The sequence below is a fragment of the Enterococcus sp. AN402 genome (assembly GCF_040719405.1).
Taxonomy (GTDB): domain Bacteria; phylum Bacillota; class Bacilli; order Lactobacillales; family Enterococcaceae; genus Enterococcus; species Enterococcus faecalis.
On record NZ_JBFDTM010000004.1, the window covers coordinates 642,881 to 668,581 of the forward strand.

32 protein-coding genes, 1 tRNA gene and 1 other annotated feature are annotated in these 25,701 nt (G+C 36.9%); of the genes, 25 read left to right on the forward strand and 8 right to left on the reverse strand.

The features are described from left to right. Nucleotides 1–62: 62 nt before the first annotated feature. Entirely contained in the window at nt 63–626 is a 564-nt protein-coding gene (locus tag AB1I62_RS04435) for a GNAT family N-acetyltransferase (protein ID WP_010825082.1), read from the forward strand. A gap of 184 nt (nt 627–810) precedes the next feature. Here AB1I62_RS04435 and AB1I62_RS04440 read toward each other — a convergent pair whose 3' ends face one another. Further along, nucleotides 811–1,335, reverse strand: a complete 525-nt coding sequence (locus tag AB1I62_RS04440; protein ID WP_002355833.1) for an LURP-one-related/scramblase family protein — start codon at nt 1,333–1,335, stop codon at nt 811–813. A 51-nt stretch (nt 1,336–1,386) separates the two neighbouring features. After that, nucleotides 1,387–2,256 carry a Cof-type HAD-IIB family hydrolase gene (locus tag AB1I62_RS04445; protein ID WP_002383369.1) on the reverse strand — a complete coding sequence of 290 codons (870 nt, stop codon included), beginning with the start codon at nt 2,254–2,256 and terminating at the stop codon, nt 1,387–1,389. Between the two features lie 133 nt (nt 2,257–2,389). Here AB1I62_RS04445 and AB1I62_RS04450 point away from each other — a divergent pair, with 133 nt between their 5' ends. The 5 genes from AB1I62_RS04450 to AB1I62_RS04470 all read left to right on the forward strand — a co-directional run bounded on the left by AB1I62_RS04450 (nt 2,390) and on the right by AB1I62_RS04470 (nt 5,738). Continuing rightward, nucleotides 2,390–3,070: a uracil-DNA glycosylase gene (locus tag AB1I62_RS04450; protein WP_002363309.1), complete on the forward strand. Its 681-nt coding sequence runs from the start codon at nt 2,390–2,392 to the stop codon at nt 3,068–3,070. A 155-nt stretch (nt 3,071–3,225) separates the two neighbouring features. Beyond that, entirely contained in the window at nt 3,226–4,209 is a 984-nt protein-coding gene (gene pta, locus AB1I62_RS04455) for a phosphate acetyltransferase (protein WP_002355836.1), read from the forward strand. 141 nt (nt 4,210–4,350) lie between these two features. Further along, the gene (tsaE, locus tag AB1I62_RS04460) at nt 4,351–4,845 is read left to right on the forward strand and encodes a tRNA (adenosine(37)-N6)-threonylcarbamoyltransferase complex ATPase subunit type 1 TsaE (protein WP_002387026.1); all 495 of its coding nucleotides are present in this window, start codon (nt 4,351–4,353) and stop codon (nt 4,843–4,845) included. Continuing rightward, the gene (locus tag AB1I62_RS04465) at nt 4,838–5,359 is read left to right on the forward strand and encodes a GNAT family protein (protein ID WP_048738175.1); all 522 of its coding nucleotides are present in this window, start codon (nt 4,838–4,840) and stop codon (nt 5,357–5,359) included. Before tsaE ends, AB1I62_RS04465 begins: the two co-directional genes overlap by 8 nt. A 169-nt stretch (nt 5,360–5,528) precedes the next feature. Then, the gene (locus AB1I62_RS04470; RefSeq protein WP_002355840.1) at nt 5,529–5,738 is read left to right on the forward strand and encodes a hypothetical protein; all 210 of its coding nucleotides are present in this window, start codon (nt 5,529–5,531) and stop codon (nt 5,736–5,738) included. A 73-nt stretch (nt 5,739–5,811) separates the two neighbouring features. Here the strand turns inward: AB1I62_RS04470 and bopD are convergent, their stop codons facing one another. Genes bopD through AB1I62_RS04490 form a run of 4 tightly spaced genes read right to left on the reverse strand, consistent with a single transcriptional unit; the run spans nt 5,812 to nt 10,798 of the window. Continuing rightward, nucleotides 5,812–6,822, reverse strand: a complete 1,011-nt coding sequence (bopD, locus tag AB1I62_RS04475; RefSeq protein ID WP_048738178.1) for a LacI family transcriptional regulator BopD — start codon at nt 6,820–6,822, stop codon at nt 5,812–5,814. A gap of 23 nt (nt 6,823–6,845) precedes the next feature. Continuing rightward, nucleotides 6,846–7,853, reverse strand: a complete 1,008-nt coding sequence (locus tag AB1I62_RS04480; RefSeq protein WP_002396469.1) for an aldose epimerase family protein — start codon at nt 7,851–7,853, stop codon at nt 6,846–6,848. Then, entirely contained in the window at nt 7,843–8,511 is a 669-nt protein-coding gene (gene pgmB / locus AB1I62_RS04485) for a beta-phosphoglucomutase (protein ID WP_002355844.1), read from the reverse strand. Before pgmB ends, AB1I62_RS04480 begins: the two co-directional genes overlap by 11 nt. Then, nucleotides 8,504–10,798 (reverse strand): glycoside hydrolase family 65 protein, encoded by a 2,295-nt coding sequence (locus AB1I62_RS04490; protein WP_010707761.1) that lies wholly within the window; start codon nt 10,796–10,798, stop codon nt 8,504–8,506. The genes pgmB and AB1I62_RS04490 overlap by 8 nt, the downstream gene beginning before the upstream one ends. A 280-nt stretch (nt 10,799–11,078) precedes the next feature. Here AB1I62_RS04490 and AB1I62_RS04495 point away from each other — a divergent pair, with 280 nt between their 5' ends. Together AB1I62_RS04495 and mapP are read left to right on the forward strand one after the other, a co-directional pair. Further along, nucleotides 11,079–13,247, forward strand: coding sequence for a PTS transporter subunit IIBC (locus AB1I62_RS04495; RefSeq protein WP_048738179.1), 2,169 nt, complete (start codon nt 11,079–11,081; stop codon nt 13,245–13,247). A gap of 214 nt (nt 13,248–13,461) precedes the next feature. Continuing rightward, nucleotides 13,462–14,286, forward strand: a complete 825-nt coding sequence (gene mapP / locus AB1I62_RS04500) for a maltose 6'-phosphate phosphatase (RefSeq protein WP_010777463.1) — start codon at nt 13,462–13,464, stop codon at nt 14,284–14,286. A 59-nt stretch (nt 14,287–14,345) separates the two neighbouring features. Here mapP and proC read toward each other — a convergent pair whose 3' ends face one another. Then, a complete protein-coding gene (gene proC / locus AB1I62_RS04505; protein WP_002355848.1) occupies nt 14,346–15,161 on the reverse strand; it encodes a pyrroline-5-carboxylate reductase in 816 nt (271 codons plus the stop codon). Between the two features lie 126 nt (nt 15,162–15,287). Between proC and AB1I62_RS04510 the strand changes: the two genes are divergently transcribed. From AB1I62_RS04510 to AB1I62_RS04575, 14 genes are all read left to right on the forward strand, one after another. Next, a complete protein-coding gene (locus AB1I62_RS04510; protein WP_104859542.1) occupies nt 15,288–16,250 on the forward strand; it encodes an AraC family transcriptional regulator in 963 nt (320 codons plus the stop codon). Then, a complete protein-coding gene (locus AB1I62_RS04515; protein ID WP_002358867.1) occupies nt 16,231–16,530 on the forward strand; it encodes a hypothetical protein in 300 nt (99 codons plus the stop codon). Before AB1I62_RS04510 ends, AB1I62_RS04515 begins: the two co-directional genes overlap by 20 nt. After that, the gene (locus AB1I62_RS04520; protein ID WP_164978405.1) at nt 16,523–16,840 is read left to right on the forward strand and encodes a nucleotide pyrophosphohydrolase; all 318 of its coding nucleotides are present in this window, start codon (nt 16,523–16,525) and stop codon (nt 16,838–16,840) included. Before AB1I62_RS04515 ends, AB1I62_RS04520 begins: the two co-directional genes overlap by 8 nt. Nucleotides 16,841–16,984: 144 nt before the next feature. Further along, nucleotides 16,985–17,416 (forward strand): VOC family protein, encoded by a 432-nt coding sequence (locus tag AB1I62_RS04525; RefSeq protein WP_002355856.1) that lies wholly within the window; start codon nt 16,985–16,987, stop codon nt 17,414–17,416. 306 nt (nt 17,417–17,722) lie between these two features. Further along, nucleotides 17,723–18,127 carry a hypothetical protein gene (locus AB1I62_RS04530; protein WP_048738183.1) on the forward strand — a complete coding sequence of 135 codons (405 nt, stop codon included), beginning with the start codon at nt 17,723–17,725 and terminating at the stop codon, nt 18,125–18,127. Beyond that, nucleotides 18,120–18,401 (forward strand): hypothetical protein, encoded by a 282-nt coding sequence (locus AB1I62_RS04535; RefSeq protein ID WP_065420471.1) that lies wholly within the window; start codon nt 18,120–18,122, stop codon nt 18,399–18,401. The genes AB1I62_RS04530 and AB1I62_RS04535 overlap by 8 nt, the downstream gene beginning before the upstream one ends. Before the next feature lie 78 nt (nt 18,402–18,479). After that, nucleotides 18,480–18,890: a hypothetical protein gene (locus AB1I62_RS04540; RefSeq protein ID WP_048738186.1), complete on the forward strand. Its 411-nt coding sequence runs from the start codon at nt 18,480–18,482 to the stop codon at nt 18,888–18,890. Beyond that, on the forward strand, nt 18,883–19,167 hold the full coding sequence (locus AB1I62_RS04545; protein ID WP_048738188.1) for a hypothetical protein: 285 nt from the start codon (nt 18,883–18,885) through the stop codon (nt 19,165–19,167). The genes AB1I62_RS04540 and AB1I62_RS04545 overlap by 8 nt, the downstream gene beginning before the upstream one ends. A 12-nt stretch (nt 19,168–19,179) precedes the next feature. Continuing rightward, the gene (locus AB1I62_RS04550; RefSeq protein WP_048738191.1) at nt 19,180–19,560 is read left to right on the forward strand and encodes a hypothetical protein; all 381 of its coding nucleotides are present in this window, start codon (nt 19,180–19,182) and stop codon (nt 19,558–19,560) included. A 294-nt stretch (nt 19,561–19,854) separates the two neighbouring features. Continuing rightward, nucleotides 19,855–20,250: a hypothetical protein gene (locus tag AB1I62_RS04555; protein ID WP_048738194.1), complete on the forward strand. Its 396-nt coding sequence runs from the start codon at nt 19,855–19,857 to the stop codon at nt 20,248–20,250. A gap of 24 nt (nt 20,251–20,274) precedes the next feature. Next, nucleotides 20,275–21,837: a cutinase family protein gene (locus AB1I62_RS04560; protein WP_048738197.1), complete on the forward strand. Its 1,563-nt coding sequence runs from the start codon at nt 20,275–20,277 to the stop codon at nt 21,835–21,837. Between the two features lie 19 nt (nt 21,838–21,856). Continuing rightward, nucleotides 21,857–22,141, forward strand: a complete 285-nt coding sequence (locus tag AB1I62_RS04565; protein ID WP_016617980.1) for a hypothetical protein — start codon at nt 21,857–21,859, stop codon at nt 22,139–22,141. A 7-nt stretch (nt 22,142–22,148) separates the two neighbouring features. Next, on the forward strand, nt 22,149–22,454 hold the full coding sequence (locus tag AB1I62_RS04570) for a hypothetical protein (protein WP_002388873.1): 306 nt from the start codon (nt 22,149–22,151) through the stop codon (nt 22,452–22,454). Nucleotides 22,455–22,631: 177 nt separating this feature from the next. Beyond that, a complete protein-coding gene (locus AB1I62_RS04575; RefSeq protein WP_010824482.1) occupies nt 22,632–23,687 on the forward strand; it encodes a lipoprotein in 1,056 nt (351 codons plus the stop codon). A 531-nt stretch (nt 23,688–24,218) separates the two neighbouring features. Here the strand turns inward: AB1I62_RS04575 and AB1I62_RS04580 are convergent. After that, nucleotides 24,219–24,292: transfer RNA gene (locus AB1I62_RS04580), tRNA-Arg, on the reverse strand. A gap of 172 nt (nt 24,293–24,464) precedes the next feature. After that, nucleotides 24,465–24,540 (forward strand) — a sequence feature (ribosomal protein L21 leader region). A 19-nt stretch (nt 24,541–24,559) separates the two neighbouring features. On the opposite strand from AB1I62_RS04580, the gene rplU reads away from it, so the two are divergent. The 3 genes from rplU to rpmA are packed head-to-tail and all read left to right on the forward strand — an operon-like array spanning nt 24,560 to nt 25,545. Further along, a complete protein-coding gene (rplU, locus tag AB1I62_RS04585) occupies nt 24,560–24,868 on the forward strand; it encodes a 50S ribosomal protein L21 (protein ID WP_002355866.1) in 309 nt (102 codons plus the stop codon). Nucleotides 24,869–24,900: 32 nt separating this feature from the next. Further along, a complete protein-coding gene (locus AB1I62_RS04590) occupies nt 24,901–25,245 on the forward strand; it encodes a ribosomal-processing cysteine protease Prp (protein ID WP_002355867.1) in 345 nt (114 codons plus the stop codon). Nucleotides 25,246–25,257: 12 nt separating this feature from the next. Next, nucleotides 25,258–25,545: a 50S ribosomal protein L27 gene (rpmA, locus tag AB1I62_RS04595; protein ID WP_002355868.1), complete on the forward strand. Its 288-nt coding sequence runs from the start codon at nt 25,258–25,260 to the stop codon at nt 25,543–25,545. Nucleotides 25,546–25,701: the final 156 nt, after the last annotated feature.

Here is a 25,701-nt window from a genome sequence, read left to right on the forward strand (position 1 = left end):
TTGGCTAAGTCAGTAATGATAGTAGCCAGTTCTTTTTTAGTTAAATGTAAAGGAGAATTACAATGATTCGCTCGGCAACAAAAGAAGACGGTCAAGCGATTGCTCGGCTGGTCTTAGTTATTTTAAAAGATATGGAGTTACCAATTTTAGAAGAAGTCTCAGAAGAACAAATGATTGACCTGTTAGCAGAGGCAACGGCGTATCCAACCTATCGCTATGGCTATCAACGAATTTTAGTTTATGAACATGCAGGTGAAGTTGCAGGGATTGCTGTCGGCTATCCTGCGGAAGATGAAAAGATTATTGATGAACCTTTAAGAGAAGTCTTTAAAAAACATGGCTTAGCAGAAGATGTTCGGCTATTTATTGAAGAAGAAACCTTGCCTAATGAATGGTATTTAGACACGATCTCTGTGGATGAACGTTTCCGCGGAATGGGCATTGGTTCTAAGTTATTAGATGCTTTACCTGAAATAGCTAAAGCTAGTGGGAAGCAAGCCTTGGGTCTAAATGTTGATTTTGACAATCCTGGGGCGAGAAAGTTATACGCAAGCAAAGGCTTTAAAGATGTCACAACAATGACTATTAGTGGTCACTTATACAATCATATGCAAAAAGAAGTGTAAAAATAGAGGTCGGGACAGAAGCGTTTAACTCCGAGAAATAAGAAGGAATTTCCGAAAATTGTTCTATAATTTTTGGATAATTTCGGCTTATTTCCGAAGGAGTTGCTTCTGTTCCCGCCGTTTATCAATTTTTAAGCCTGGGACAAAAATCCAAAGTGATTTTTGTCCCAGGCTCTATTTTTCATTAATCCGTTAAAGGATCAAAATCTAATCCAAAATCATCGGAAGTTTTTTGTTTTTTCTTATTATATAACCAGTAGTCAAGGACAGCTGCTATACAGATGCACAACGGTGCGTCCTCATCATTGGCAACAGTTAAAACAAAATAGTCGCCTGTACAAAGCATGGTTTTATCCATTGACATAATTTTTTTATGGACTTGATAAATTGAATATTGATGCGCTTTGATATCACCAACAACTGCCCAGTGAAGGCCTTGAACATAATAGAAATCAGCATTCAAATTGAACAGTTTTCGTAGAGTACCCACTTTTTCAAAACGCTGATATAACTCAAATCGTGTACCAAAAGTCCAAGAAACTTGTTTAATACTGGCTAAAATTTCTCCGTTCATTGCATATAAAGAAAGCGCATCTCCTCGTGTACCCCAGCGCCCCACCAATAGAAAAAGTGAACGGCCTGCTTGGTCTTTCACGATGGTTCGCGTAACTTTTCCTAACTGTTGTTCTTGAATAAAAAATTCAGACACGACACGATCTCCTTTCTATATATAAATGAGTGCTGTAACTGGTAGTGCTTATTACAAATCTTCTCTTATTGCACGCAGGATGGCTTCGCCAACACCATTTTCTAAATTAGTGGCTGTTTCATATTTAGCATATTCTTTTAATTCCAGTTCGGCATTGCCCATTGCAAAACTTACCCCAGCCCATTGAATCATGCTGACGTCATTTAAATTATCACCAATAGTCATGACTTGTTCAGCGGGAATCCCACGTTCTTTAGCGACGCGCGCAACTGCAATCCCTTTTTGTGCTAGGCGGTGGTTAATTTCAATATTATTAAGCGCAGAAGAGGTAACAACCAAATCATCTAGTTCTTCTACTTCCATCCCAGCAGGGCCTAATACTTTCGGCCCATCCATACTGAAGCCAATAATTTTAAGGACTTCAATCGAATCATCTTTTAAAATGTCGTCTAAACGATCAACATAGGTAATATGCAATAAAGATAGGTGTGCTGAAGCCATGGCGATCGCCACTTTATAAGTTAAATGGGGCATGGATTCTGCAATATGAGCGGCAAAGTTTTCAATTCTTTTTTCTTGATGTTCAGAAAAAATACCTTTATTTGTAGAGATTTCATAGTAAACATTGTGTTGACTCAAAATAGTTAGTACTTCTGTTACTGTTTCTTTTTCGATCCCAGCCGTGAAAAGTGAGTGTCCATCTTTGTCGAACACTTGGGCGCCGTTTAAAGTAATCATGGCACAGTCAATTCCAGCTTCTTCTAACGCGGGTTTCGCTTCGGTATATGCGCGGCCAGTAGCAACCATAAATTCGATTCCTAAACGTTCCGCTTCGCGAATTGCTGAAGCGTTATCATTTGTGATGCTCATTTTTGCATCTAAAAGTGTTCCATCCATATCTGAAGCAATTAATTTAATCATCGATTCTCTACACCTCATTATCTATTTAAAGCTTACCTATAGTTTACCACGTTTTTCCAAGAGAAAGTACCCAGAAATTTCTTGTCAGGTTTGGAGAAATTCGTTATGCTTAGAGAGCGAAGGAGTGAGCATTATGAAAGAAATTATTCACAATAGTTGGCAAACCGTTTTATCTGCTGAATTTGAAAAACCGTATTATCAAGAATTGCGAGAATTTTTGAAAAAAGAATATCAGACACAAACGATTTATCCAGATATGTATCATTTATTTTCAGCGTTAGAACTAACCCCTTTTGAAGAAGTAAAAGTAGTAATTTTGGGACAAGACCCATATCATGGACCCAATCAAGCACACGGACTAAGTTTCTCTGTCCAGCCAGGTGTGAAAGTGCCGCCATCTCTTGCGAATATTTACAAAGAATTACAAGCTGATTTAGGGTACCAACCCGTCAACCATGGCTTTTTAGAAAGCTGGGCCAAACAAGGCGTGTTATTATTAAATACTGTGTTGACCGTTCGGGCAGGTCAAGCCTATTCCCATCGAGGTAAAGGGTGGGAGCAACTGACAGATGTCATTATCGAAAAGTTGAATGAGCGTGAAAAACCTGTTGTTTTCATTTTATGGGGACGTCCTGCTCAAGAAAAAATTAAAATGATTGATACGACTCGGCATGTGATTATCAAATCGCCACATCCAAGTCCATTGTCAGCGCATCGTGGTTTTTTTGGCTCACGTCCGTTTTCTCAAGCGAATGCCGCTCTAGAACGTTTAGGGGAAACGCCGATTGATTGGCAACTTCCTGAAACAGTGTAATGTAACAGTGCAAACTGTTATAGTGTAGAAGAGTTAGTTTGTGAAAAGTTTATCGGATTATTGGTTTTTTTGACTAATACAGCTAGAAAAAACTGTTATTTTCATTGAGAATAGTGTATGATGGATTTTGTAAATATAAAACTGGAGGGTTTATCGTGGAATTATTCGATAGCTTAAAATTTAAAGTCGTACGCCGTAATATCAAAATTGTTTTCCCTGAAGCAACAGATCCTAGAATCTTAGGTGCTGCTGCCCGCTTAAAATCTGATGAATTAGTAGAACCAATCTTAATTGGTGATCCAACAGATATCGCAAATGCTGCTATGGCTCGTGGAATCAACACATCAAACTTTATTATTATCAACCCAAATGATTATGAAAAATGGGATGAAATGGTCGAAGCATTTGTTGAACGCCGTAATGGAAAAGCTACTAAAGAAGATGCTGAAAAAATCTTAAAAGATGTCAACTATTTCGGTACTATGTTAACTTACATGGGTATTGCTGATGGTATGGTTAGTGGTGCTATCCACTCAACAGGTGATACAGTTCGTCCTGCGTTACAAATCATTAAAACAAAACCAGGCGTGAGCCGTACAAGTGGTGCTTTCTTAATGATTCGTGGTCGTGACCAAGAAAGATATTTATTCTCAGACTGCGCGATTAACGTGAACCCAACTGCACAAGAATTAGCTGAAATTGCTGTTGATAGTGCCAAAACAGCTGAATTATTTGACATTGAACCAAAAGTTTCATTGTTAAGTTTTTCAACAAAAGGTTCTGCAAAAGCACCAGAAGTAACAAAAGTTGCTGAAGCTACAAAAATTGCGCAAGAATTAGCACCTGAATATGCGATTGATGGTGAATTACAATTTGATGCTTCTTACGTATCTTCTGTCGCACAATTAAAAGCGCCCAACTCAAAAGTGGCTGGAGAAGCAACAGTCTTTGTATTCCCAGATTTACAATCAGGAAATATTGGCTACAAAATTGCTCAACGTTTAGGTAACTTTGAAGCAATTGGCCCAATCTTACAAGGATTGAACAAACCAGTTTCTGACTTATCACGTGGTGCAAACGAAGAAGATGTTTATAAATTATCAATCATTACAGCTGCTCAAACATTAATGAACGACTAATTAACTATGTCGAAGCATGATAAATAAGCAAAGTAGAAGTTGAGGTTCCCAGGACACTTGGGCCTCAACTTTATTTTTTTGAAGCTGCCACTAGTCAACTTATTGAATTTTCGGTATACTTTCATACATAGATTCTTGCAGATGGGAGGTAAAAAAATGAACATTGTCCTGAACAATCCATTGGAAACAGAAGCAATTGCTAAAATCATTGGACAAAAGGCACAAGCTGGTGATGTAATTGTCCTGACTGGTGATTTAGGGGCCGGTAAGACGACAATGACGAAAGGGATTGCTTTAGGATTAGGCATTTCCCAAATGATTAAAAGTCCCACCTATACGATTATCCGAGAATATCCACAAGGACGACTTCCGTTATATCATATGGATGTCTATCGTGTTGAAGAGGGTGCGGATGAATTAGGGTTAGATGAGTATTTTGAAGGAGATGGGCTATCCGTTGTAGAATGGGGCAGCTTGATTGAAGAAGAATTGCCAGAAGATTATTTAGAAATTATTTTAAATAAAGATTCTCAAGAAGCTGACAAGAGAGTTCTTGAATTCCGTGGAACTGGTCCATTGGCAGAAGAAAGAATAGCAGAGATTCTGAAAACGTGGGAGGCTCGCGAATATGACTGAACAAACATTTTCTATTCGAGAAGCAGTGCCTACTGATGCGGATCATTTACTATCTGTGATGTCAAAAATTGGGAGTGAAACGCCCTATTTGGTAATGGATGAGCGAGGAATGGCTATGTCGACAGCAGAATTGGCTGAAAATCTAGCAACACTCTATGAATCGCCAAATAATGTTTTATTGGTGGCATTAGCGGGAGAAGCGATCATTGGGACCGCTTCTGTGTCTGCTTCTTCTAAAAAGCGGATGGAGCATATTGGTGAAATCGGCATTAGTATTTTAAAAGAGTACTGGGGCTATGGACTGGGCAGTATCCTGATGGAAGAACTTATTCGCTGGGCGCATGAAAGTCATGTTATTCGTCGCTTGGAATTAACGGTACAGGATCGTAATCAACGAGCGATTCATGTCTATAAAAAATTAGGGTTTGAAACAGAAGCAATTATGCCTCGGGGCGCCAAAACAGACCAAGGTGAATTTTTAGATGTTCATTTAATGCGTTTGCTGATTGATTAATTATTGGTTAATAATTTTAATTTCTTAAATAATCGAACGATAATCGCATGAAAAAACAAAATTTTCGCAATTATCGTTTGTTTCATATTTATTTTTCTGATATTTTTGTTATAATTATAGAAGAATTTAACGAAAAAATGAAAATTTATTTTGGGAAGGAATGTAAGAAATGGCGAAGGCGACGAAAATGAATGTTAACTATCGAGAGTCGATTTTGGATCGTGCGTATCGTTTAGAGCTAATAAAAAAAGATGAGTATGCAAAACATCAAGAAAAATTATCATTATTAAATGAAAAATTGTCTGACGGGGAACCAGCTCAATTTGATGCAAAAGAAGAAACGTTTTGGAAAAAAATTTCGCAAAAAGTTATTTTATAAAAGTAATACATACGAATAAGAGCGTACACATAGAAAGAAGCGTAAGCAGTTTAACACTGCTTACGCTTCTTTTTTAATGAATAGGAATAACTGTTTCACGCTTAATTAATTTGTGAGGAATAACGAGACGGACACCATTCGTCAATTCTTCGTGGATTAATTCATATAATTTTTTCATCGCCATTCGCCCTAATTCTGACGTGTCGATGTCAATGCTTGTTAGATAAGGATGTGTCAATGTTGAAAAGATTGAGTTGTTAAAACTAATAATGGATAACGTTTCAGGAACTTGATAACCATAGATTTGCGCAAGTTGCATCGTCCGCAAAGCAAAGATATCATCAATCACCACCAACGCCGTGGCATTATTTTGATGAAGAATATCATCGAAAGCCATGTAATCTTCAGGTTTTTCTAACGCAACGCTTGGTAAAACAGTTAATCCTTGCATCATCATTGCTTTTTGATAACCAAAGTAACGTTCAAAGTACAAACTTTCATGCGTTGTATTGGTCACAAATAAAATATTTTTATGGCCGTTTTCAATTAAAAATTCCGTCGCTTGTTTCCCTAATAATTGATTATCATTATCCACGTAAACTATTTCCATTTCATGTTGGTAAGGTTGACCAATTAAAGTAAAGGGAATGTTGTTTTCATATAAGTAATCAATGACGGGGTCCTTACTATCTGAATACACAAGAATAAAACCGTCCACTTGTTTTTGAAGATGCATTCTTTTAACGTTTTCCAATAGTACATCAAAACTTTTGGCAGTTGCAATAGCAGTAGTCATATCATAAAGACGGGCTTCCTCGTTGATGGCTTCCATAATTTCTAAATAAAATGGATTCCCTAACCGTTCTTTCGAATCTAAAGGAGGTAAAATTACGCCAATGGCACTTGAAATTCGTTTACCCAAATTCCGTGCCGTCATATTTGGCACATAGCCTAAGTCATCCATGACTTTTCGCACTTTCTTTTTTGTCGATTCAGAAATACTTGGATGATCGTTAATGACACGCGAAACGGTTGAAGTTGCAACCCCCGCTTTCTTAGCGACATCTTTTACTGTAATTGCCATTTTTGCCACGCCTTTCTTAGTGATTATAGAAGGTTAAATTGATAAACCGTTTGGTAGGTTTGCTTTTTATTAGCTGGTAATAAAATAGAGCCCCACTGAGGATGATGAACAATGTCTGGATACTCTTGTGGTTCAATTGCTAAGCCATAGTTTGAATGCATCGCTTGTCCATTAATAGAAAAAGGAGCCTCAAAACCAGTCGTAGAAAATAATACCATACTTTGGTTCGTTGTTGCTATCGTCATTTTTCTTCCAGAAGTAGGTTCTTGTAAGCATAATTGTGGCTGTCTTAAGTCAGAGCCAACTAAGGAGAAAACATCATCTAACCCAGTTGGATAGCGTTGGAGGATTGTTTCGATAGGTGTCAGTTCATTAAAACGTATGGATAGTTCAGAAGCTGGTAAAATCCGTCCAGTAGGCAGCTTATTATCGTCTAATTCTAACATACCTTGACAGTTCAAAGATAGCAAATGTGACAGAATGTCTAACTTTCCATCGCCAGATAAATTAAAGTAGGCGTGGTTCGTAGGATTAAAAAGTGTTTCCTGTTTACTTCGTCCAGTACTGATCATTCGTAATTGATTATCCTCTAGCTGATAAGTGATGGTGGCCTCAATTGGTCCAGGATAGCCAGAAATGGTGTCGGTTAAATGAAAAGCAACGCCAATGATATCCTTTTTTTCAAAGGGCTCGACTGTCCAATATTGAAAAGACCACCCCTTTGAGCCACCATGGATATGATGACCGTCGCTATTTTGTTCTAATATTCCATTTTGCCAATGGCCATTACGAATACGTCCAGCAACTGGTCCAACAGTGGCGCCAAAAAAGCTTTGATCCTTTAATACATCTTGATACGAATCATACGATAAAAGGATATTTTCCCAATGATTATTTTTGTTTGGCATCAAAAGTTGATGGAGGCGCGCGCCATAATTGAGAAGAACGACTTCTAAAAAGTCGTTCTTCAAAGTAATTTTTTTTAAGTTTGTGTTTGGAATATCGGTTACGGTGATACGATTATCCTTCATGATCAAGCCACACTTTTTTTAAGTAATCAAACGTTAAAGCGCTCGTCTCTGGCACGATGGGCAACCCTTCGCCTAACTCTTCTTTGCGGCCAACGCCAACAGGTTGCGCTCCGCTAGCAAGAATCGCTTGAATCCCAGCTTTGGCATCTTCAATGCCAAGACATTCTGCTGGTGTCAAATCAATTTCTTTCGCAGCTAAAATGAAAATATCTGGAGCGGGTTTGCCTGCCTGAACGTCTGCTGGATTAGCAATGGCATCAAAAAGGGGCGTCAATTGCATTTTTTCTAAAAGGAAAGGCCCATTTTTACTTGCAGAAGCCAAGGCGATTTTAATATTGGCTTCACGTAATTCCGTTAATAGAGAAAGAATTCCTGGGTAGACATCTTCAGGCGTAATCGCTTGGATCATTTCCAAGTAATAATCGTTTTTCCGTTGCGCTAACTGGGCAAATTCTTCAGAAGAAAACGTGCCTTCTTTTTTTCCGTATTTTAACAGTAACTGCAGAGAATCTTCACGGCTTACACCTTTCAATTGTTCGTTGAAAACACGGTCAATGGAAATTCCAATTTCGTTCCCTAATTTTTTCCAAGCGTGGTAATGAAATTCTGCTGTATCAGTAATAACGCCATCTAAATCAAACAAAACGCCTTTAAACATGAACTTCTTCCTTTCTAATCGGTAAAACTAATCGATCTTTTAATGTGTATTTTTGATCGTAAACAGTTAATGGAATTGCAGGGCCGTCGAGTAAAGTGAAGGCCACTTGGTCTGCTGCAACTTCAACAAATAGTAAACGATTCCGATAATTAATGTGGAATGAGTAGGCTGTCCATGTCGCTGGTAAAAAGGGTGCAAATTTTAGTTGTTGATGGTCCGTTTTCATTTGGGCAAAACCTTGAACAATCGCTAGCCAACTACCAGTCATTGAGGTAATGTGTAAGCCATCTTCTGTATCATTATTGTAATTATCTAAGTCAAGGCGCGCTGTTCGTTGATACATTTCCACTGCTTTTTCTTCCATACCTAATTCAGCAGCTAACACAGCATGAATGCTTGGTGAAAGGGAAGATTCATGGACAGTCATTGGTTCGTAAAAATTAAAGTTCCGGCGTTTTTCTTCTAAAGAAAAGGCGTCATTGAAGAAATAAATTCCTTGAAGAACATCGGCTTGTTTAATGAAACAAGACCGCAAAATTTTATCCCATGACCAATGTTGATTTAAAGGCAGCTCACTAAGTGGTAAATCAGAAACAGGCATTAAATCTTTATCTAAGAAAGTGTCATGTTGTACAAAAATGCCTAATTCATTATCCACTGGGAAGTACATATTTTCTACAATGTCTGCCCATTTAGCTAATTCGTCGTCTGCAATTTTGAGCGTTGTTTCTTCTTGGAATTTTAAATAAGACTCACGGGTGTAACGTAGAACCCACGCAGCGATGGTATTGGTATACCAGTTATTATTGATATTATTTTCATATTCATTTGGCCCCGTTACGCCATGAATCATATATTGTTTATGACGTTGGGAGAAGTGGACCCGATCTGCCCAAAAACGAGCGATTGCTACAAGTACTTCTAGACCAGCATCTTTGAGATAGTCTTCGTCTCCTGTATAGTTGACATAATTATAAATCGCATAAGCAATCGCACCATTTCTGTGAATCTCTTCAAAAGTGATTTCCCACTCATTATGACATTCGACACCAGTAAAAGTAACCATTGGGTAAAGCGCACCCTTTAACCCTTGTTGTTGGGCATTATGAATGGCTTGAGGCAATTGATTGTGGCGATATTTCAGTAGATTTTTAGTAACTTCGGGCTTAGCCAACGCCAAGTAAAGTGGGACAGCATATGCTTCGGTATCCCAGTATGTGGCACCGCCATATTTTTCGCCAGTAAAGCCTTTTGGTCCGATGTTTAAACGATCGTCTTCTCCATAGTAGGTTGAGAAAAGTTGGAACAGATTAAAACGGATGCCTTGTTGGGCTTCGTCATCTCCTTCAATAACAACATCAGCTAATTGCCAACGTTTTGCCCAAGCGGCAGCTTGCCCAGCTTTTGCTTCAGGGTACAAGGTAGTCATTTCTGCAAATAATTCGTTTACTCGTGTGATTTGTTGCGTTTCTGGCACATCACGACTGGTAACGACAAGCACTTCTTTTGTGATGGCGGTCGTTTCGCCTTCGTTTAAAGACACTGTCAATTCTGCGGTTAAGGCCAAGGGCTGTTGTGTATATGTAGGCACAACAGAGGCTCCATCGATGAAATGGCGCATGCCTGCAGTCACTGTAAAACGCTCTATTTCAAAGTTGTTAGGAATGGTCTTAGTCGTAACAAAACCAAGTGTTTCTTGTGTTTCAATAGCTATTTCTTCCCAAAAATGTTCTTCATAATTGCTGTCTTCATTTTGAACATCGCCATCCAATTTTGAGTGAAGAGTGATTGTGCCTGTACCTTCCAGCATTTCAATTGTTAAGTGGATGTAAGCTGCTTCTTTTTTTTCTAAGCTTAAAAAACGTTCAAAAGAGAAGCGCACTTTGTTCTTCGGTGTTTGGATGGTGAATTGCCGAGAAAGGACCCCATTTTGCATGTCTAATTCTAAAGAAAAATCTTCGTAAGGTGTAGTGGCTAAATCAATTGTTTGTCCATCAATTTGTAAGTCCATTGCGATGAAATTAATTGCGTTAATCACTTTACCAAAATATTCAGGATAACCATTTTTCCACCAACCAACACGTGTTTTGTCTGGATACCAAACACCTGCTAAATAGGTTCCTTGATGGTGGTCGCCAGAATAGTGTTCTTCAAAATTTCCCCGCATCCCCATATAGCCGTTGCCAATGCTTGTTAATGATTCTTGTAAACGTAAATTTTCTTTATCTAAGTGTGTAGTACGGATTTTCCAAGGATCAATTTGGAATAAACGTTTGATTTGTTTCATGAGAATCCCCCTCAGTGATTTTATTGATAGGTCTATCATAAACGCAACCGATTGCATTAGTCAATAGTCAATGCTTAAAAAGTGTAATCTTATGAATAAAAGCTGAAACAAAGGTAGGTTAGAAGGAGCTTTATTTGCTTTATTAAAAGACAAAATAAAAAAGGATTAAGTAGTAGGGAGTTGTTTTCCACAATATTTTTGAAATTAAAGCATTTACAAAAAGGAAACAGGAGTATATAATGGCAACATAACGAAACCGATTGCGTAAGGAGTGGCAGGAATGAAAAAAATGTTTAGTTTTGAGTTTTGGCAAAAATTCGGGAAAGCTTTAATGGTCGTTGTGGCAGTAATGCCCGCAGCGGGTTTAATGATTAGTATTGGGAAATCGCTTCCTTTAATCGATCCTAATTTAGGCTTGTTAGTAACAACAGGCGGAGTTCTAGAGAGTATCGGTTGGGCAATTATTGGCAACTTACATTTACTATTTGCGTTAGCAATAGGTGGCAGTTGGGCCAAAGATCGTGCAGGTGGAGCATTTGCAGCGGGGATTTCTTTTGTTTTAATCAACCGTATTACTGGAGCCATTTTTGGTGTAACAAATGAAATGTTGGCAGATGAACAAGCTTTCACGCATACCTTATTTGGCACGAAGATTATGGTGAAGGGGTTCTTTACAAGTGTCTTAGAAGCCCCGGCATTAAATATGGGTGTTTTTGTAGGGATTATTGCTGGTTTTGTCGGTGCGATGGCTTACAACAAGTATTACAATTATCGGAAATTGCCAGATGCGCTATCATTTTTTAATGGTAAACGGTTTGTCCCATTTGTCGTTATTTTATGGTCAACAATTGTCTCAATTGCATTAGCACTTATTTGGCCAAATATTCAAGCGGGAATTAATAATTTTGGGTTATGGATTGCGCAATCTCAAGACAGTGCACCTATTTTAGCGCCATTCTTATATGGAACGTTGGAACGTTTGTTATTACCTTTTGGGTTACATCATATGTTGACGATTCCAATCAACTATACACAATTAGGTGGAACGTATGAAATTTTATCTGGCGCACAAGCTGGAACCCAAGTCTTTGGTCAAGATCCTTTATGGTTGGCTTGGGCAACAGACTTAGTGAATCTTAAAGGCGCTGGTGATATGAGCAAGTATCAGTTTGTCTTAGAAAATTGGACACCAGCTCGATTCAAAGTTGGCCAAATGATTGGTTCTTCAGGGATTTTAATGGGGATGGCTTTGGCGATGTATCGTAATGTCGATGCAGATAAAAAAGCTAAATATAAATCAATGTATTTTTCTGCTGCTTTAGCTGTTTTCTTAACTGGTGTGACAGAGCCGCTAGAATTCATGTTTATGTTTGCTGCAGTGCCGCTTTATGTGATTTATTCCGTGATCCAAGGTGCTGCTTTTGCAATGGCTGATATTTTACCATTGCGTGTGCATTCGTTTGGAAATATTGAATTGTTAACAAGAACACCGCTAGCAATAAAAGCTGGTTTAGGTGGCGATTTAATCAATTTTGTTTTAATGGTCATCATTTTTGGTGTTGTCACTTATTTCTTAGCCAATTTCTTAATTAAAAAATTCAATTACGCAACACCTGGAAGAAATGGAAACTACGACAATGATAACGGCGAAGAAATCGCATCTGGCGCGGCTGGTTCAGGCGTCGTCGATCAGCAAATCGCGCAAATTGTCTACTTACTTGGTGGTAAACAAAATATCAAAGAAGTTGATGCGTGTATGACACGCTTACGTGTCAGTGTAAAGGATCGAGAAAAAGTCGGTTCGGAAGAGGCGTGGAAAGGGGCAGGCGCAATGGGCTTGATTGTGAAAGATAATGGCGTTCAAGCCGTTTATGGACCAAAAGCTGATGTTTTAAAATCCGATATTGAAGATTTACTAGCTTCCGGCGTTGACATTCCAGAACCAGATATAGCAGAAAGTACAGCAGGAGTGCCAACAACGAATTTCTTAGGTAAGAAAAAAGATTTCGTGGCTGTAGCGACAGGGGAAGTTATTCCAATGGCGCAAGTCAATGATCCTGTCTTTTCACAAAAAATGATGGGGGATGGATTTGCAGTTAAGCCGCTAGAAGGAGAGGTGGTGGCACCAATTTCGGGGAAAGTTCTAAGTGTTTTCCCAAGCAAACATGCGATTGGGCTACAAACAGAAGAAGGTATCGAAGTACTTGTCCATATGGGGATTGATACAGTCGAAATGGCAACACCTGCTTTTGAATCTTTTGTTAAAGAAGGACAATCATTGAAAGCTGGGACGAAACTAGCTAAAATGAATTTGGATGTGATTGAACAAGCTGGCAAAGAAACAACGATTATTGTCGCCTTTACAAACAGCGACAAAGTGGAACAAGTAGTTATTAATCAACTAGGAACCACCACTGCGGGAACTGTGATCGGACAGATTGAAATTTAAATGATTAGGTATGAGGTCGGGACAGAACCGTTTAACTCCGAGAAATAAGAAGGAATTTCCGGAAATTGCTTTTTAATTTTTGGATAATTTCGGCTTATTTCCGAAGGAGTTGGTTCTGTTCCCGCCGTTTATCAGGTTTTGCGCGTGAAGCAAAAATCCAAAGTGATTTTTGTCCCACTCACAGACCTAATAACATGTAAGAGAAGGGGAAAAGATGAATCTTTTAACAATCAATACTCATAGCTGGTTAGAAGAAGAACCATTAAAAAAATTAGAGGAGATTGCCAAGGTGATTTTATCTTCTGAAAGTGAAATAATTGCCTTACAAGAAGTGAATCAGAAAGTCGCTTCCAAGAAAGTGCCGTTAGAACAGTTAACTACTTTTTGTCCCGTGGCGACCCAAACACCGGTCCATGAAGATAATTTTGCATATCTAATCGTTCAATATCTAGCTGAAAAAGGCCAACACTATTATTGGAGTTGGGAAATGAGCCACATTGGTTACGCTATTTATGAAGAAGGGAACGCACTACTTTCGAAATGTCTGTTGACTAGTGAAGCTCTCCTTATTTCAGAAAGCCAAGAACCAACGAATTATCGAACAAGAAAAATCTTAGTAGCGGAGACAGAGAGTTCAAAAGGTACGCTTACTGTTGTCTCTGGTCACTTTTCTTGGTGGGAAACACCCTGTACAGGTTTTGCCTATGAATGGCTACAATTAGAGAAATACTTAGCGACGGGGCAACAACCGTTAGTCATTTTAGGCGATTTAAACAACCCAGCTGGTACAACTGGCTATCAATTAGTGGAAAATAGTTACTTGCCGATTCAAGATGCATTTGTGGTAGCGGAAGAGACAAGCGGTGAAGCGACAGTAGAGAAAAAAATAGATGGCTGGGAAGAAAATGAAGCAGCCTTGCGGATTGACTACGCATTTGTTCCAAAACAGTGGCACGTACGAAAATATGAAGTAATTTTTGATGGTAGGAAAACACCGATAGTCAGTGATCATTTTGGCTTACTCATTCAACTAAAATAAGAAAAAGCGCTGAATTTTCAGCGCTTTTTCTTATTTATTCGCTCATGTAATTATTCTTATCAGTCTTGTTTGGCTAATTCTTGATCCCGAAGGATGGTGGCCTCAATCCCTTTGATGACTGTTGAAATAAACGCATTGTTTTCTAATTCGACAATCCCAGCAACCGTGGTTCCACCAGGAGAACTGACTTGGTCGATTAAAGTCCAAGGATTCTCTGTGCTATTTGCCAAAGTTTGAGCGCTGCCTAGTACAGCTTGTGTGGCAATTTCTAAGGCTAACTCTTTGTTCATACCATTTTTAACGGCTGCTCGGGCAATCGAATCAATAAATAAGAAAGCATACGCAGGAGTGCTACCTGCAATAGCAGTAAAAATCGAAAAATACTGTTCCTCTAATTCCCAAGCTTGGCCAACTGCTCGAAACAACGATAAAACAGTCTGGATGTCTTCAGGGGATGCAAAAGCGTTACCACAGACAGCTGCTGCACCCGCGCCAATCAATGCATTCATATTGGGCATCACACGAACGAGACGAAGCGGTTGGGTAGTCTCAAACAGTTGATACAATTCTGCAATAGTCGTACCCGCTGCAATGGAAACAATTAACGGTTGCTTGTCTAAAATTGCTTCTTTTGCTTCAAGTAAAGCTGCTTGAACGAATTGCGGTTTCACCGCTAAAATAACTAAGTCAGCTACTGCAATGGCTTCTTGTGGTGAAGCAACCGCGTGTGCACCAATTTCTTGTGCAAAAGCGGCGGTTTTTTCGACTTGAATATCATAAAAATAAAGGTTTTCTGCGGCAATAAATTGCTTTTTTAGCGCACCTTTGGCAATAGCGGATGCCATATTTCCAGCACCGATAAAACTAATTTTCATAAAAAATTCCTCCTAAAAACTGTTGAATCTCTTTTTTCGTGTTACCATGTATCTAGTATAGAAGGAAACGCCAAAGAAAAAAATAGAGGGAGTAAAGTAAAAAGTGTTGGATTATGAGGTGATTAATTGGCAAGCAAAGAAGAGCAATATGCAGCATTTTATCAGTTTTTAGAGACCTTAGATTGTTATTTAACCACTACCAATGCTCTTGAGAATGAAGTAGCGCAATTTAAGGAAAATCCACATCGAGAAATTGCGGGCTTTATGCTGGCATCTTCGGAAACCATTGACGTTCCGAAAGGATTTATTCGGATGCTCTATTGTTTAGAGCAAGATGGCAATGCTTATTTGGATCAACAAAGGTGTTCGTTTTCGGCTGGCCAAGTCATGATTGTCAATGAGGCCACCTCGGTTAGCTATCAGGGGCAAGGAATGTCTATGATTATATTTTATTTTAAAAAGCACTATTTTCTTGATACGCTCTTAAATCAGCTGGCGGAAGAACCAGTCATGTATCGTTTTTTTACAGAAATTGCTAGCAGTGAATTTGAAAACATTCCTCGATATTTCGTTTTTGCCAGCCCGCCAAATTCGGATGTTCACGTCTATTCGCTATTATTACTGAAACAAATTGTGAAAATGGCCTATTTTAATAATAAAGTGACCAAAGCGGCCTTTGTTTTGCTGATGGTGGAACTAGGTCAACTGCCTAGAGAAGCTTTAAAGATGCAAGATAATTATTTGTCGAATCATCAACGTGTTGAGGTGATTTTAGCGTATATTGAGCAACAGATTGCACATGTCACTTTAGCAGAAGTCGCCGCTAAATTTCATTTTCATCCGAATTACTTATCGAATTTTTTAAAAGAAAAAACAAACAAAACGTTTACGGAAATTGTCTTAGCCTACCGAATCCAATTGGCGAAAAACTACTTGAAGCAAACAGATTTATCGATTCAAACGATTGTTGAACGAATCGGCTATCAAGACAAAGCCTTTTTTTATAAACGTTTTAAAGAAGAAATGGGCATGACCCCAAAACAATATCGACAGAAAGAGGGAATGGCAGATGTACGAAGAAGTCTTTGAAGAATTTCAGTTAACTGTAGTAGAATTACCAATCGAATTCGTTGATGATTTGCCTGTCTATCGCGGACACTTAAAAGAATTAACGTTTCTTTCAGCGGAAGCCTCTTCACGAAAAAAACTTTACCAACAGCTTTTACAGGCTTATTTGTTGTATAGAGAAGAGAATCAAGCAGTTGTTGAAGAGGAAGAAATAACCTCCTCATTATTGTCTACAGAACAGTTATTAAAATACTATGATGGTGAAACGTTCGATGGGTTTCAGTTGCCATCAAATGAATAAGAAAGCAGGGGAACAAATGGATACAATGGCAAAAATTAATAAATTTCGTGATGAAAGAAATTGGCGCCCCCACCATAATGAAAAAGATTTGGCGCTCTCAATTTGTTTAGAAGCGGCAGAATTGTTAGAACTTTTTCAATGGAAAACAGCAGAAGAAGGCATCAAACAAGAAGAACGAATCAAAGAAGAATTGGCTGATGTTCTCATTTACTCCTACATGATGGCTGATAATTTAGGGTTTGATTTGGACGAAATTATCGAAGAAAAGTTGAAGAAAAATGCGTTGAAATATCCAGTGCCAGAAAAATAAGTGTTGAAACAAATGAATCGAAGAACTTCTAAAAAAGAATAACGAAGTGGAAAATAGCCAGTATTAAGAAATTCTGAAGGGTTTGCGGAAAACAGAAATAAAAAGTAGCTTTCTGCTGCAAAAAATTTTAAGGAGGAACAATCAATGATTACAGGCACAGAAATTGATTTTATTGTTAGTGATAGTTTAAAGGCATTAGCTTTATATAAAGAAATCTTTGAGGTTCATGTAGTTGAAGCGACAAAGTATCCTGTTGGAAGGAATGAAGTAGTGTTTAACTTATATGATACTCGGTTCCATATGTTAGATGCTAATGAAGAATTTGGTTTAAAAGCACCAGATTCAGAACATCCCAATACAATTTGGTTCAATATCACGGTAGCAGATATTGTGCAAACTCATAAAAAAGCCTTAGCAAATAAGTGCATTGAGATGCAACCAGTTACAGAAATGATGGAAGGAGCTATTCAAAATTCGTTATTTGTTGATCCATTTGGTTACATGTGGATGGTACATCAAATTAACCAAGAACTAAATTTTGAAGAGCGAACAGAAATTTTAGAAAAAGAAATGTAGTAAGGAGTGGTGCTCAGAGATGAGTACCACTTTTTTTATTTTACAATAGAAGTAAAATACCAATGATCCTGTAGTGATCAACAAGACAGTAAAAAATTGGAGATAGAAAGTCAGTGTGTCATAGAAATACAGCATTATTCTCTAATAATTACTCTAACGTAAAAAAAATTGAGAAAATGCCAGATTGATTTTTGATAAACTGTAAACAAAGAAAAACAGGCTGTAAAAATCTTGATAAATCAATGGAATGAAAGGAGAAAGCGAAAGATTAATTCTTGTATGTAGATACAAAGGGAGACTAAATGAATGAAAAACAAAAAGCGGATAAAATTTGGTATCTTAATCGCAACAATAATAGCAATAGCCATAATCGGCACGATTGGAGTGAAAAAAATGAACGAACCAACAGAAAAAGAAAGACAAATTGCTTTTTTGAAAGAGCATGAAGAAGAAATGACGGAGTATGTAAAATCTCAAAATTCAAAGATTTACAGTGTTAAATATGATTGGGAAAGTGTAGAGGTTGGAACTATTGGTAACGGAACACCTATAGGAGCTGGAAAAATACTCACGATTGATGGAAAATTCAATAGTATTTATGATTCTAGCTTTTATTTACAATTTAAATTTGATAAATCTACTAAATTACCAAGTATTAAAAGTATGACAAGTTATAATTCTTTTAGGATAGGAGGAATGTTGTATGAATAATTTAGAAAACTTTAATTGTATCTATGCAAGTTTATCTGAGAGTTCTTATAATGGTAGACCTAACGCTTTTCCAAAATATCAAAATAGCAAGGAAAAAGAAGAATTTAATTACTCTTTAGATGTAATTGATGAAAAAGGAGATAGAACTAAAGGAGGTCAAAATCTCCCAAATAGTGGAATTGTCTACCTCCAACCCGACAACACTGTAAAAACAATCAAAGAAAAAAACTGGGTAGGTAGGGAAAAGGTTTATAAAAAAGGATTATCAACATAGGAAAAGTCAATCAAAAACAATCAAAATAGAAAAAACCACATAGCAACTCTTCCCCATACATAATAAGGAGGTGAAAAATTGAAAAATAAAAAGCGAATAAAATTTGGTATCTTAATCGCAACAATAACAGCAATAGCCATAATCGGCACGATTGGAGTGAAGAAGATGAATGAACCAACAGAAAAAGAAAAACAAATTGCTTTTTTGAAGGAGCATGAAGAAGAAATGACGGAGTATATTAAAGGGAGAAATCCGAAAAGTAATATAAATATTATCAAGTATGATTGGAAATCATTTCGGATAGAAGATAGTGGCGCTTTCACTAGAAACATGTATATAGTGGATATTGAGCTATATGACCTAGCTAACAATGAAATAGACGGGGGAACAATTCAAATTTTACCAAACAATATACAAAGACCTACTGAAATGGAAGAAATAGCAACCAATAATTTTGACGAGGCATTGGAGGGATTAGAAAATGAATAGTTTAGACAGTCCATATAAAATTTATGCTGATTTAGCACAAAGTTCATATCATAATCGAAAAAATAGTGTGGGAGTTAGATACAACTTTGTAAATGGTATGACAAAAAAACAAAAAAGAGTTTTAGAAAAAGATAAAGCTATTCCATTCCATTTTCCCAACGCCAAAGACGCCCATGGAAATGATGCTAGCACAGTCTATCTCCAACCCGACAACACTGTAAAAACAATTCAAATCGAAAAAATAAATCACATAGAAACTCTTCCTCATACATATTAAGGAGGTGAAAAAGTGAAAAATAGAAAGCGAATAAAAATTGGTATCTTAATCGCAGTAATATCAGTAGCCATAATCGGCACGATTGGAGTGAAAAAAATGAACGAACCAACAGAAAAAGAAAAACAAATTGCTTTTTTGAAAAAGCATGAAGAAGAGATGACGGAGTATGTAAAGTATGACAGTGAACATGTACTTTTAAAAAAATATGATGTTAAAGAAGTTACGTATAATTGGCAATCAGTGATTGAAGTTCAAAGTATGGCTTTTAGCCCAAAAACTATAGCTGTTGAAGTATCTATTTTTGATGGTACTGGTAAAAAATTAGATGGGTTTGAAATATATGTGCTTCCAGATAATGTAAAAAATCCGACTGAGATAAAAAATATTGCATAGTTAAGGAGATGAAATTTAACGGCAAATTTAGAAAAGTATACTAATATTTATGCTGATTTAGCTCAAGGAGCATAAATCGGTCGAAAAGAAGGGTTGATGTTTGCTAAATTGACAAGTTCAAAAAGAAGATCTTAAGCTAAATGAACATGCTACATTCCATTTCCCCAACGCCAAAGACGCCTATGGAAATGATGCTAGCACGGTCTATCTCCAACCTGATAATACTGTAAAAACAATTCAAATCGGAAAAAGCATATAGAAACTCTTTTCTATACATAATAAGGAGGTGAAAAAGTGAAAAATAGAAAGCAAATAAAATTTGGTATCTTAATCGCAGTAATATCAGTAGCCATAATTGGAATGATTGGAGTGAAAAAAATGAACGAACCAACAGAAAAAGAAAAACAAATTGCTTTTTTGAAGGAGCACGAGGAGGAAATGACGGAGTACATTAAATCTCAGGAATTCTATATTACTTCAGAAAATAAAAAAGTACAACCTGAAGTGAAAAAAGTGAGTTTTGACTATGAAAACTACAGTACGTATCAACGAGATGCAGGTGGAATTCCTTATGAAGTTTATACGATTGATATTACTGGTTTGTATAATGATACAGAAATCTTTGAACTGTTAATTGATGTTGACTCATTAAAGAAGCCGACAAAAATATTAAATTTTGAAAGATACTAAATATTTAAGTAAGGAGTGACAACAATGGCTAATTTAAAGGAATATTTTAATATCTATGCCGATTTAGCTCAAGGAGCTTATAATGGAAGACCTCAAAAATACTCTTTTCCTCATGACCGATTAACACCTGAAAAGAAAAAAGAAATAGAAACCAAAAAGCATGCTACATTCCATTTTCCCAACGCCAAAGACGCCCACGGAAATGACGCCAGTACTGTCTATCTCCAACCCGACAACGCTATAAAAACAATCAAAGAAAAAAACTGGGTAGGCAGGGAAAAGGTTTATAAAAAAGGGTTATTAACAGATGAGAAAGCTGGCTATAATTCTTATTATGTAACAGATACGCCGACCTTGAGTCCAAAAACGCAGCATACATATTTTGCCACTCGCGGTAGTGACGGCGTTTCAATGGACGTGAAAAAAGGTTGGTCAGGGAATAATTTGAATGACTGGGTCAATAATAATGGTTCCTTTACGTTATTTAATGCCTATTTGCCTCAAGCAAAATTAGCCAATGAAGCCATGCATCAAAAGATAATGGATATGAGTGTTAAAGCCCCAAATGCGACTATGTCGATTACAGGTCATTCTTTAGGAACCATGATTTCTATTCAAGCGGTGGCCAATCTCCCCCAAGCAGATCTCGCTAAAATTGATAAAGTAGTATTGTTTCAAGGGCCTGATGCGCGAGAAAGCATTAATAAAATGTCTCAACAAGCTCAGGAAAATCTTCAACAATTAGAAGAACAAGGGAAAATCGATTATTATGTGAATGCGTTTGATATTGTCTCCATGTTGAATCGAAATAAAAAAGGGGTAGATGAAATTGGTCGGGTGCATTATCTATTACCGAAAACGTTCACCACTACTTTTGATCTGACGGACAAATACGGTTCTAGTCATGATTTTGGTCAGTATCAATTAAATCCTGATGGTACGCCCAAAGAAGCCAATCTAAAGGAACATGGCTATATTTTTGCAGCAGGAGTAAAAGTTTCCAAACTTATTGATAAATATTTAGGGAAAATCATGGATGCTTCAGGTGAATCCTTAGCTAAAAACAGTCTCCAATTTTTGTTAAGTCTGCTATCTGAAGAAAATCGCCAGAAAATCATCAAAGAATATGAAAAAATCATTCACGAAGCAAAAATTGCCAGCCAATGGCAAGGGAAAGTGAGTCGTATTCAGAAAAGTTTAGCCAGTGCTTCAGGTAGTCAAAAGATTGAATTACGTAGTGAATTAGCAGAACTAGTTGCAAAACAAGCGCAGCAAGCTGGAAAAGAATACGAACTACTTGTGAAAAATATCCTCCAAGAAGCAGAAGATGAAGTCCAGACAGTTTCAAAGGAAATTCGTGAAAGTGCAATGAATATCCGACAGTATCTATCCTATGCAGAAGTCCAAGCAATGATTGCTCCTTACGAAAAAAGTCGTCTTTGGGATAGCGCTGAAGCAACAAATACTAGCAACCAAGCCAAGCAATACAAGCAAAAATTAACTGATTTTAGCGGAAAATTAACAACTGTTGCTAAAAATATTCAAGCATACGATCAACAAGCAAGAAGTAGTTTATTTCAAAAATAATAAATGAAAGGGTTTTCCTATGGATGAAAGAGAATTTCAAGAAAAATTAGAAATAGAACAAAAAGCTCGTGAACGAGTAGCAATCCAGACAGTAATTACTGCTAAAAAAACACGAATTGCTACAACCAAACAAAACACAACCGCAAGTTTGACAGAACTTTCAGAAGCCATGTTTCAACAAACAAATAGCGCCCTACCTAATGCCTTGAACGGAGCTTTGCAGGGGAAAAGTGCAGAATCAGCAGGAAAATTTTTAAAAGGAAGCCAGAGACCAAATTTAAAAACACCTGTCAAGGGAGAGTGACCGACAAATGGATGAACAGCGAAGAAAACGGCAATATTTAGAAGAACAATATTATGAAGAAAAAAATAAAATTCACCGCCAACAAGAAGTGCTGAGTAATCAATTAGTAAACTTTAGAAGAGAAACTGGACAATTGGTAGATAAAGTCAATTATTTAACGAAAAATGATCAATGGCACAAACAGCAATTTTACCATGCAATGGAACAAAGTGATCATCTGATACGTCAAGAAGGAAATCGTTATAGACAACAATTAGAGGAAAAAGAACGTGAATGGACGAGAACATATCGAAAAGAATTGGATAAACTCTAAAAAGAATAATGACAGAATTGCCTTTAAAGGTGATTCTGTCTTTGTTTATATCTTTGGATAAATAACAAACAGACATAATCATTTATCTGTCTGATTTTTTGAATAATCAGTTGCTTTTACAATTTAATATTTATATATTTGATAGGGTATAATTATTTTTAGATTGGGGAATAAATAATGAAAAAGTTAATTTTATTTTTAGGGAGTCTTTTTTTATTAAGTGGATGTGGTTCCGCTAAAGATTTAACAGAGTATGTGGATGTAGAATTTATGGGGATGGATACTCAAGGAACAGCTACTTATACTATTGATACAGAAAAATTAAATAAGGATGTTTTCAAGTATGATTCAGAGTCCGATTTTTTAGATGAAAAAGAACAGGAAGAAATGTCTGATTTTTATAATTCTTTTAAAATTAAGCTTGATAAAACAGATAAGCTATCTAATGGCGATAAAGTGAAAGTCATAGCTAAAGTTAATGAAAAGAAAACGAAAAAAATAAAATCTGGTGAAAAAGAAGTTGTAGTCGAGGGACTTGAAGAGCCACAAAAATTAACATCAGAGGATGTAGAAAAACACTTAGTAATTAATTTTAATGGTGTAAGCGGACGAGGTGTGGCACAAATTGATAACACATTTGATTCGCCACTAAATACTATAACATTTACGATTGAAAATGATGGTAAACTGAAAAATGGTGACAAAGCTAAAATTGAGAAAACAAAGGAATTAGAAGAAGCGCTGAGTAGTGAAGGATATGTACTTGATAAGAAGTTTGCCCCTGAATTTGAAGTTAAAGGATTAGCAAAGGTTGCTGAAGAAGCAACAGACATTGCCAACTTAGAAGACATTAAACGGATGATTGATGAAGAAGTCAAAAGACAATACAAAGACTCTGAATATTTTTCTAAATATGAAATAACATTAAACAAATTAATGTATCGTCAATTTGCTAAAGAAAATTCAGATGAGGATAACGGTTGGTACTCTAGTTCTAATACAGATGGTAATCTAATTGGCATCTATACTATAAAAGAGTATTCTACAGGAACGGATAGCAAGTTAAGAGATACCTTCACAGCAATTATTGGATATTCTGATATTGTTTTAAATGATAAAAATGAAGTGAATGTAGCAGAAATGGAAAAAATTTCTACGACAAAAGATGATACGTATTCATTAGAATCAGTTATTAAACTTTATGAAGGATACGGTTATACGGAAGTCAAATAGTCGAAGTCGTTAACTTAGTAGTGAATCGTGATAGAAGAACCTGATTTCAGGTTCTTCTATTTTCATGTTTCTTCTTATCCACTAAATACCAAACGATATGATTAAAAAAATTAATGAATTAGAAAAGCTGCGTATAAATGGAATAATTACCGAGGAAGAGTTTGTGAAAGCAAAATTAAAAATAATCTTAGTATGTTTCATGTGAATAGTTTGAAGGATTGACTCGTTGAGCTAAAAAAAGAGAGGAAAAATTAGGAGAGAGTATCCGCCTTCGTTAGGAATGACCAATTGAGCTAAACAATCATTATTAAAGATAAAATTGCTCAACGTCAAGCTACTAAAAGCATTTAAAAGTACAAAATAATCACTATACAGAAAAATTAAATAATGTTAATATGGTCCAAAACGTGAGGGATACTCGTTCTCAGTTCGAATCCTAGTTCGTCTTCACTATAACAAAAAACATACAAAAAAACCTACCAAAATAGCTGAAAAAAGCTTTTTTGGTAGGTTTCAATACTGAACCCTTTACGTCACAGGAGGGATTCGAACCCCCGACCGTCCGCTTAGAAGGCGGATGCTCTATCCTGCTGAGCTACTATGACAATAGTTGTAACACAACAAAGCTAATTATAATGGAAGTAGTGTTAGAAAGTCAATCGGAAATTTAAATAACAGAAGAAGTTTTTTTGGAGAGAGAAAGTGAAGAAAATAGAGAGTTTATATTGACGAGGTTTTCTGGTTCTGTTATTATAGTTAGTGTTGTAATTGTGGTCTCCACAGCTACAACCGCACAGAACAAGTTTTTAAGCATGAGTAATCATCACTTGGGATGGCGAGTCTAAGTCTAGAAGAAGGAGGTGCTGTATAGCATGTACGCAATTATCAAAACTGGTGGTAAACAAGTGAAAGTTGAAGTAGGTCAAGCAATCTACGTTGAAAAATTAAACGTTGAGGCTGGCGAGAAAGTTGTTTTTGACGAAGTTATCTTAGTAGGTGGCGAATCTACAAAAGTTGGTGCGCCAACTGTTGCAGGCGCAACTGTTGAAGGAACTGTTGAAAAACACGGCAAACAAAAGAAAGTCGTGACTTTCCAATACAAACCTAAAAAACACTCTCACCGTAAACAAGGTCACCGTCAACCGTATACAAAAGTTATGATCGAAGCAATCAACGCTTAATCTCTCTTGTTGACAGGAAAGAAGGCCTATCAATGATTAAAGGTTCTTTTAAACGAACAGGCTCCGGCCGAATCGTTTCATTCGAATTAACCGGGCATGCTGAAGCAGGTCCTTATGGCAGCGATGTGGTTTGCGCGGCAGTTTCTGCCTTAGCAATTAGCACAGTCAATGGGATTGATGCCTTAGCAGGTTTTGAACCGATTGTGGAAGTTGACGATGTAGAAGGTGGCTACCTTTATGTCGAGATGTTAACAACTGTCAATCAGGAACAAAAAAATATTGCCCAAATTCTATTAGAAAATCTTTTATTAGGTTTACAATCAATAGAGAACGAAAATACTGAATTTATTCAAATAAAAACAATCACTGAGAAATAGGAGGTGCAGACTATGTTATTGACTATGAATTTACAATTATTTGCCCATAAAAAAGGTGGCGGTTCTACATCAAACGGCCGTGACTCTGAATCTAAACGATTAGGCGCTAAAAGTGCTGATGGCCAAACAGTTACAGGTGGTTCAATTTTATACCGTCAACGCGGAACTAAAATTTATCCAGGTGTGAACGTTGGAATCGGTGGCGACGATACGTTATTTGCAAAAGTTGACGGTGTGGTACGTTTCGAACGTAAAGGCCGCGACAAAAAACAAGTATCAGTTTATCCAGTAGCTAACTAATACGATTAAACAGCTGAATCTGCGGATTCAGCTTTTTTTGTCTTGCATAAAGGGTTAGCCGGAAAATAAAGAAACATCTCAAAATAAAAAAAATCTCACATTGGGTTTAACTGCTTGTCTGACAAGGTTAATTGATGATATATTTAATGTAATAAC

What these genes read in the sequence shown, in the direction of transcription:
- AB1I62_RS04435 (WP_010825082.1), top strand. Translation starts at nt 63, where the DNA reads ATGATTCGCTCGGCAACAAAAGAAGACGGTCAAGCGATTGCTCGGCTG.
- AB1I62_RS04445 (WP_002383369.1), bottom strand. Translation starts at nt 2,256, where the DNA reads ATGATTAAATTAATTGCTTCAGATATGGATGGAACACTTTTAGATGCA.
- AB1I62_RS04450 (WP_002363309.1), top strand. Translation starts at nt 2,390, where the DNA reads ATGAAAGAAATTATTCACAATAGTTGGCAAACCGTTTTATCTGCTGAA.
- tsaE (WP_002387026.1), top strand. Translation starts at nt 4,351, where the DNA reads ATGGGAGGTAAAAAAATGAACATTGTCCTGAACAATCCATTGGAAACA.
- AB1I62_RS04465 (WP_048738175.1), top strand. Translation starts at nt 4,838, where the DNA reads ATGACTGAACAAACATTTTCTATTCGAGAAGCAGTGCCTACTGATGCG.
- AB1I62_RS04470 (WP_002355840.1), top strand. Translation starts at nt 5,529, where the DNA reads ATGGCGAAGGCGACGAAAATGAATGTTAACTATCGAGAGTCGATTTTG.
- bopD (WP_048738178.1), bottom strand. Translation starts at nt 6,822, where the DNA reads ATGGCAATTACAGTAAAAGATGTCGCTAAGAAAGCGGGGGTTGCAACT.
- AB1I62_RS04480 (WP_002396469.1), bottom strand. Translation starts at nt 7,853, where the DNA reads ATGAAGGATAATCGTATCACCGTAACCGATATTCCAAACACAAACTTA.
- pgmB (WP_002355844.1), bottom strand. Translation starts at nt 8,511, where the DNA reads ATGTTTAAAGGCGTTTTGTTTGATTTAGATGGCGTTATTACTGATACA.
- AB1I62_RS04490 (WP_010707761.1), bottom strand. Translation starts at nt 10,798, where the DNA reads ATGAAACAAATCAAACGTTTATTCCAAATTGATCCTTGGAAAATCCGT.
- AB1I62_RS04495 (WP_048738179.1), top strand. Translation starts at nt 11,079, where the DNA reads ATGAAAAAAATGTTTAGTTTTGAGTTTTGGCAAAAATTCGGGAAAGCT.
- mapP (WP_010777463.1), top strand. Translation starts at nt 13,462, where the DNA reads ATGAATCTTTTAACAATCAATACTCATAGCTGGTTAGAAGAAGAACCA.
- proC (WP_002355848.1), bottom strand. Translation starts at nt 15,161, where the DNA reads ATGAAAATTAGTTTTATCGGTGCTGGAAATATGGCATCCGCTATTGCC.
- AB1I62_RS04515 (WP_002358867.1), top strand. Translation starts at nt 16,231, where the DNA reads ATGTACGAAGAAGTCTTTGAAGAATTTCAGTTAACTGTAGTAGAATTA.
- AB1I62_RS04520 (WP_164978405.1), top strand. Translation starts at nt 16,523, where the DNA reads ATGAATAAGAAAGCAGGGGAACAAATGGATACAATGGCAAAAATTAAT.
- AB1I62_RS04525 (WP_002355856.1), top strand. Translation starts at nt 16,985, where the DNA reads ATGATTACAGGCACAGAAATTGATTTTATTGTTAGTGATAGTTTAAAG.
- AB1I62_RS04530 (WP_048738183.1), top strand. Translation starts at nt 17,723, where the DNA reads ATGAAAAACAAAAAGCGGATAAAATTTGGTATCTTAATCGCAACAATA.
- AB1I62_RS04535 (WP_065420471.1), top strand. Translation starts at nt 18,120, where the DNA reads ATGAATAATTTAGAAAACTTTAATTGTATCTATGCAAGTTTATCTGAG.
- AB1I62_RS04545 (WP_048738188.1), top strand. Translation starts at nt 18,883, where the DNA reads ATGAATAGTTTAGACAGTCCATATAAAATTTATGCTGATTTAGCACAA.
- AB1I62_RS04560 (WP_048738197.1), top strand. Translation starts at nt 20,275, where the DNA reads ATGGCTAATTTAAAGGAATATTTTAATATCTATGCCGATTTAGCTCAA.
- AB1I62_RS04565 (WP_016617980.1), top strand. Translation starts at nt 21,857, where the DNA reads ATGGATGAAAGAGAATTTCAAGAAAAATTAGAAATAGAACAAAAAGCT.
- AB1I62_RS04570 (WP_002388873.1), top strand. Translation starts at nt 22,149, where the DNA reads ATGGATGAACAGCGAAGAAAACGGCAATATTTAGAAGAACAATATTAT.
- AB1I62_RS04575 (WP_010824482.1), top strand. Translation starts at nt 22,632, where the DNA reads ATGAAAAAGTTAATTTTATTTTTAGGGAGTCTTTTTTTATTAAGTGGA.
- rplU (WP_002355866.1), top strand. Translation starts at nt 24,560, where the DNA reads ATGTACGCAATTATCAAAACTGGTGGTAAACAAGTGAAAGTTGAAGTA.
- AB1I62_RS04590 (WP_002355867.1), top strand. Translation starts at nt 24,901, where the DNA reads ATGATTAAAGGTTCTTTTAAACGAACAGGCTCCGGCCGAATCGTTTCA.
- rpmA (WP_002355868.1), top strand. Translation starts at nt 25,258, where the DNA reads ATGTTATTGACTATGAATTTACAATTATTTGCCCATAAAAAAGGTGGC.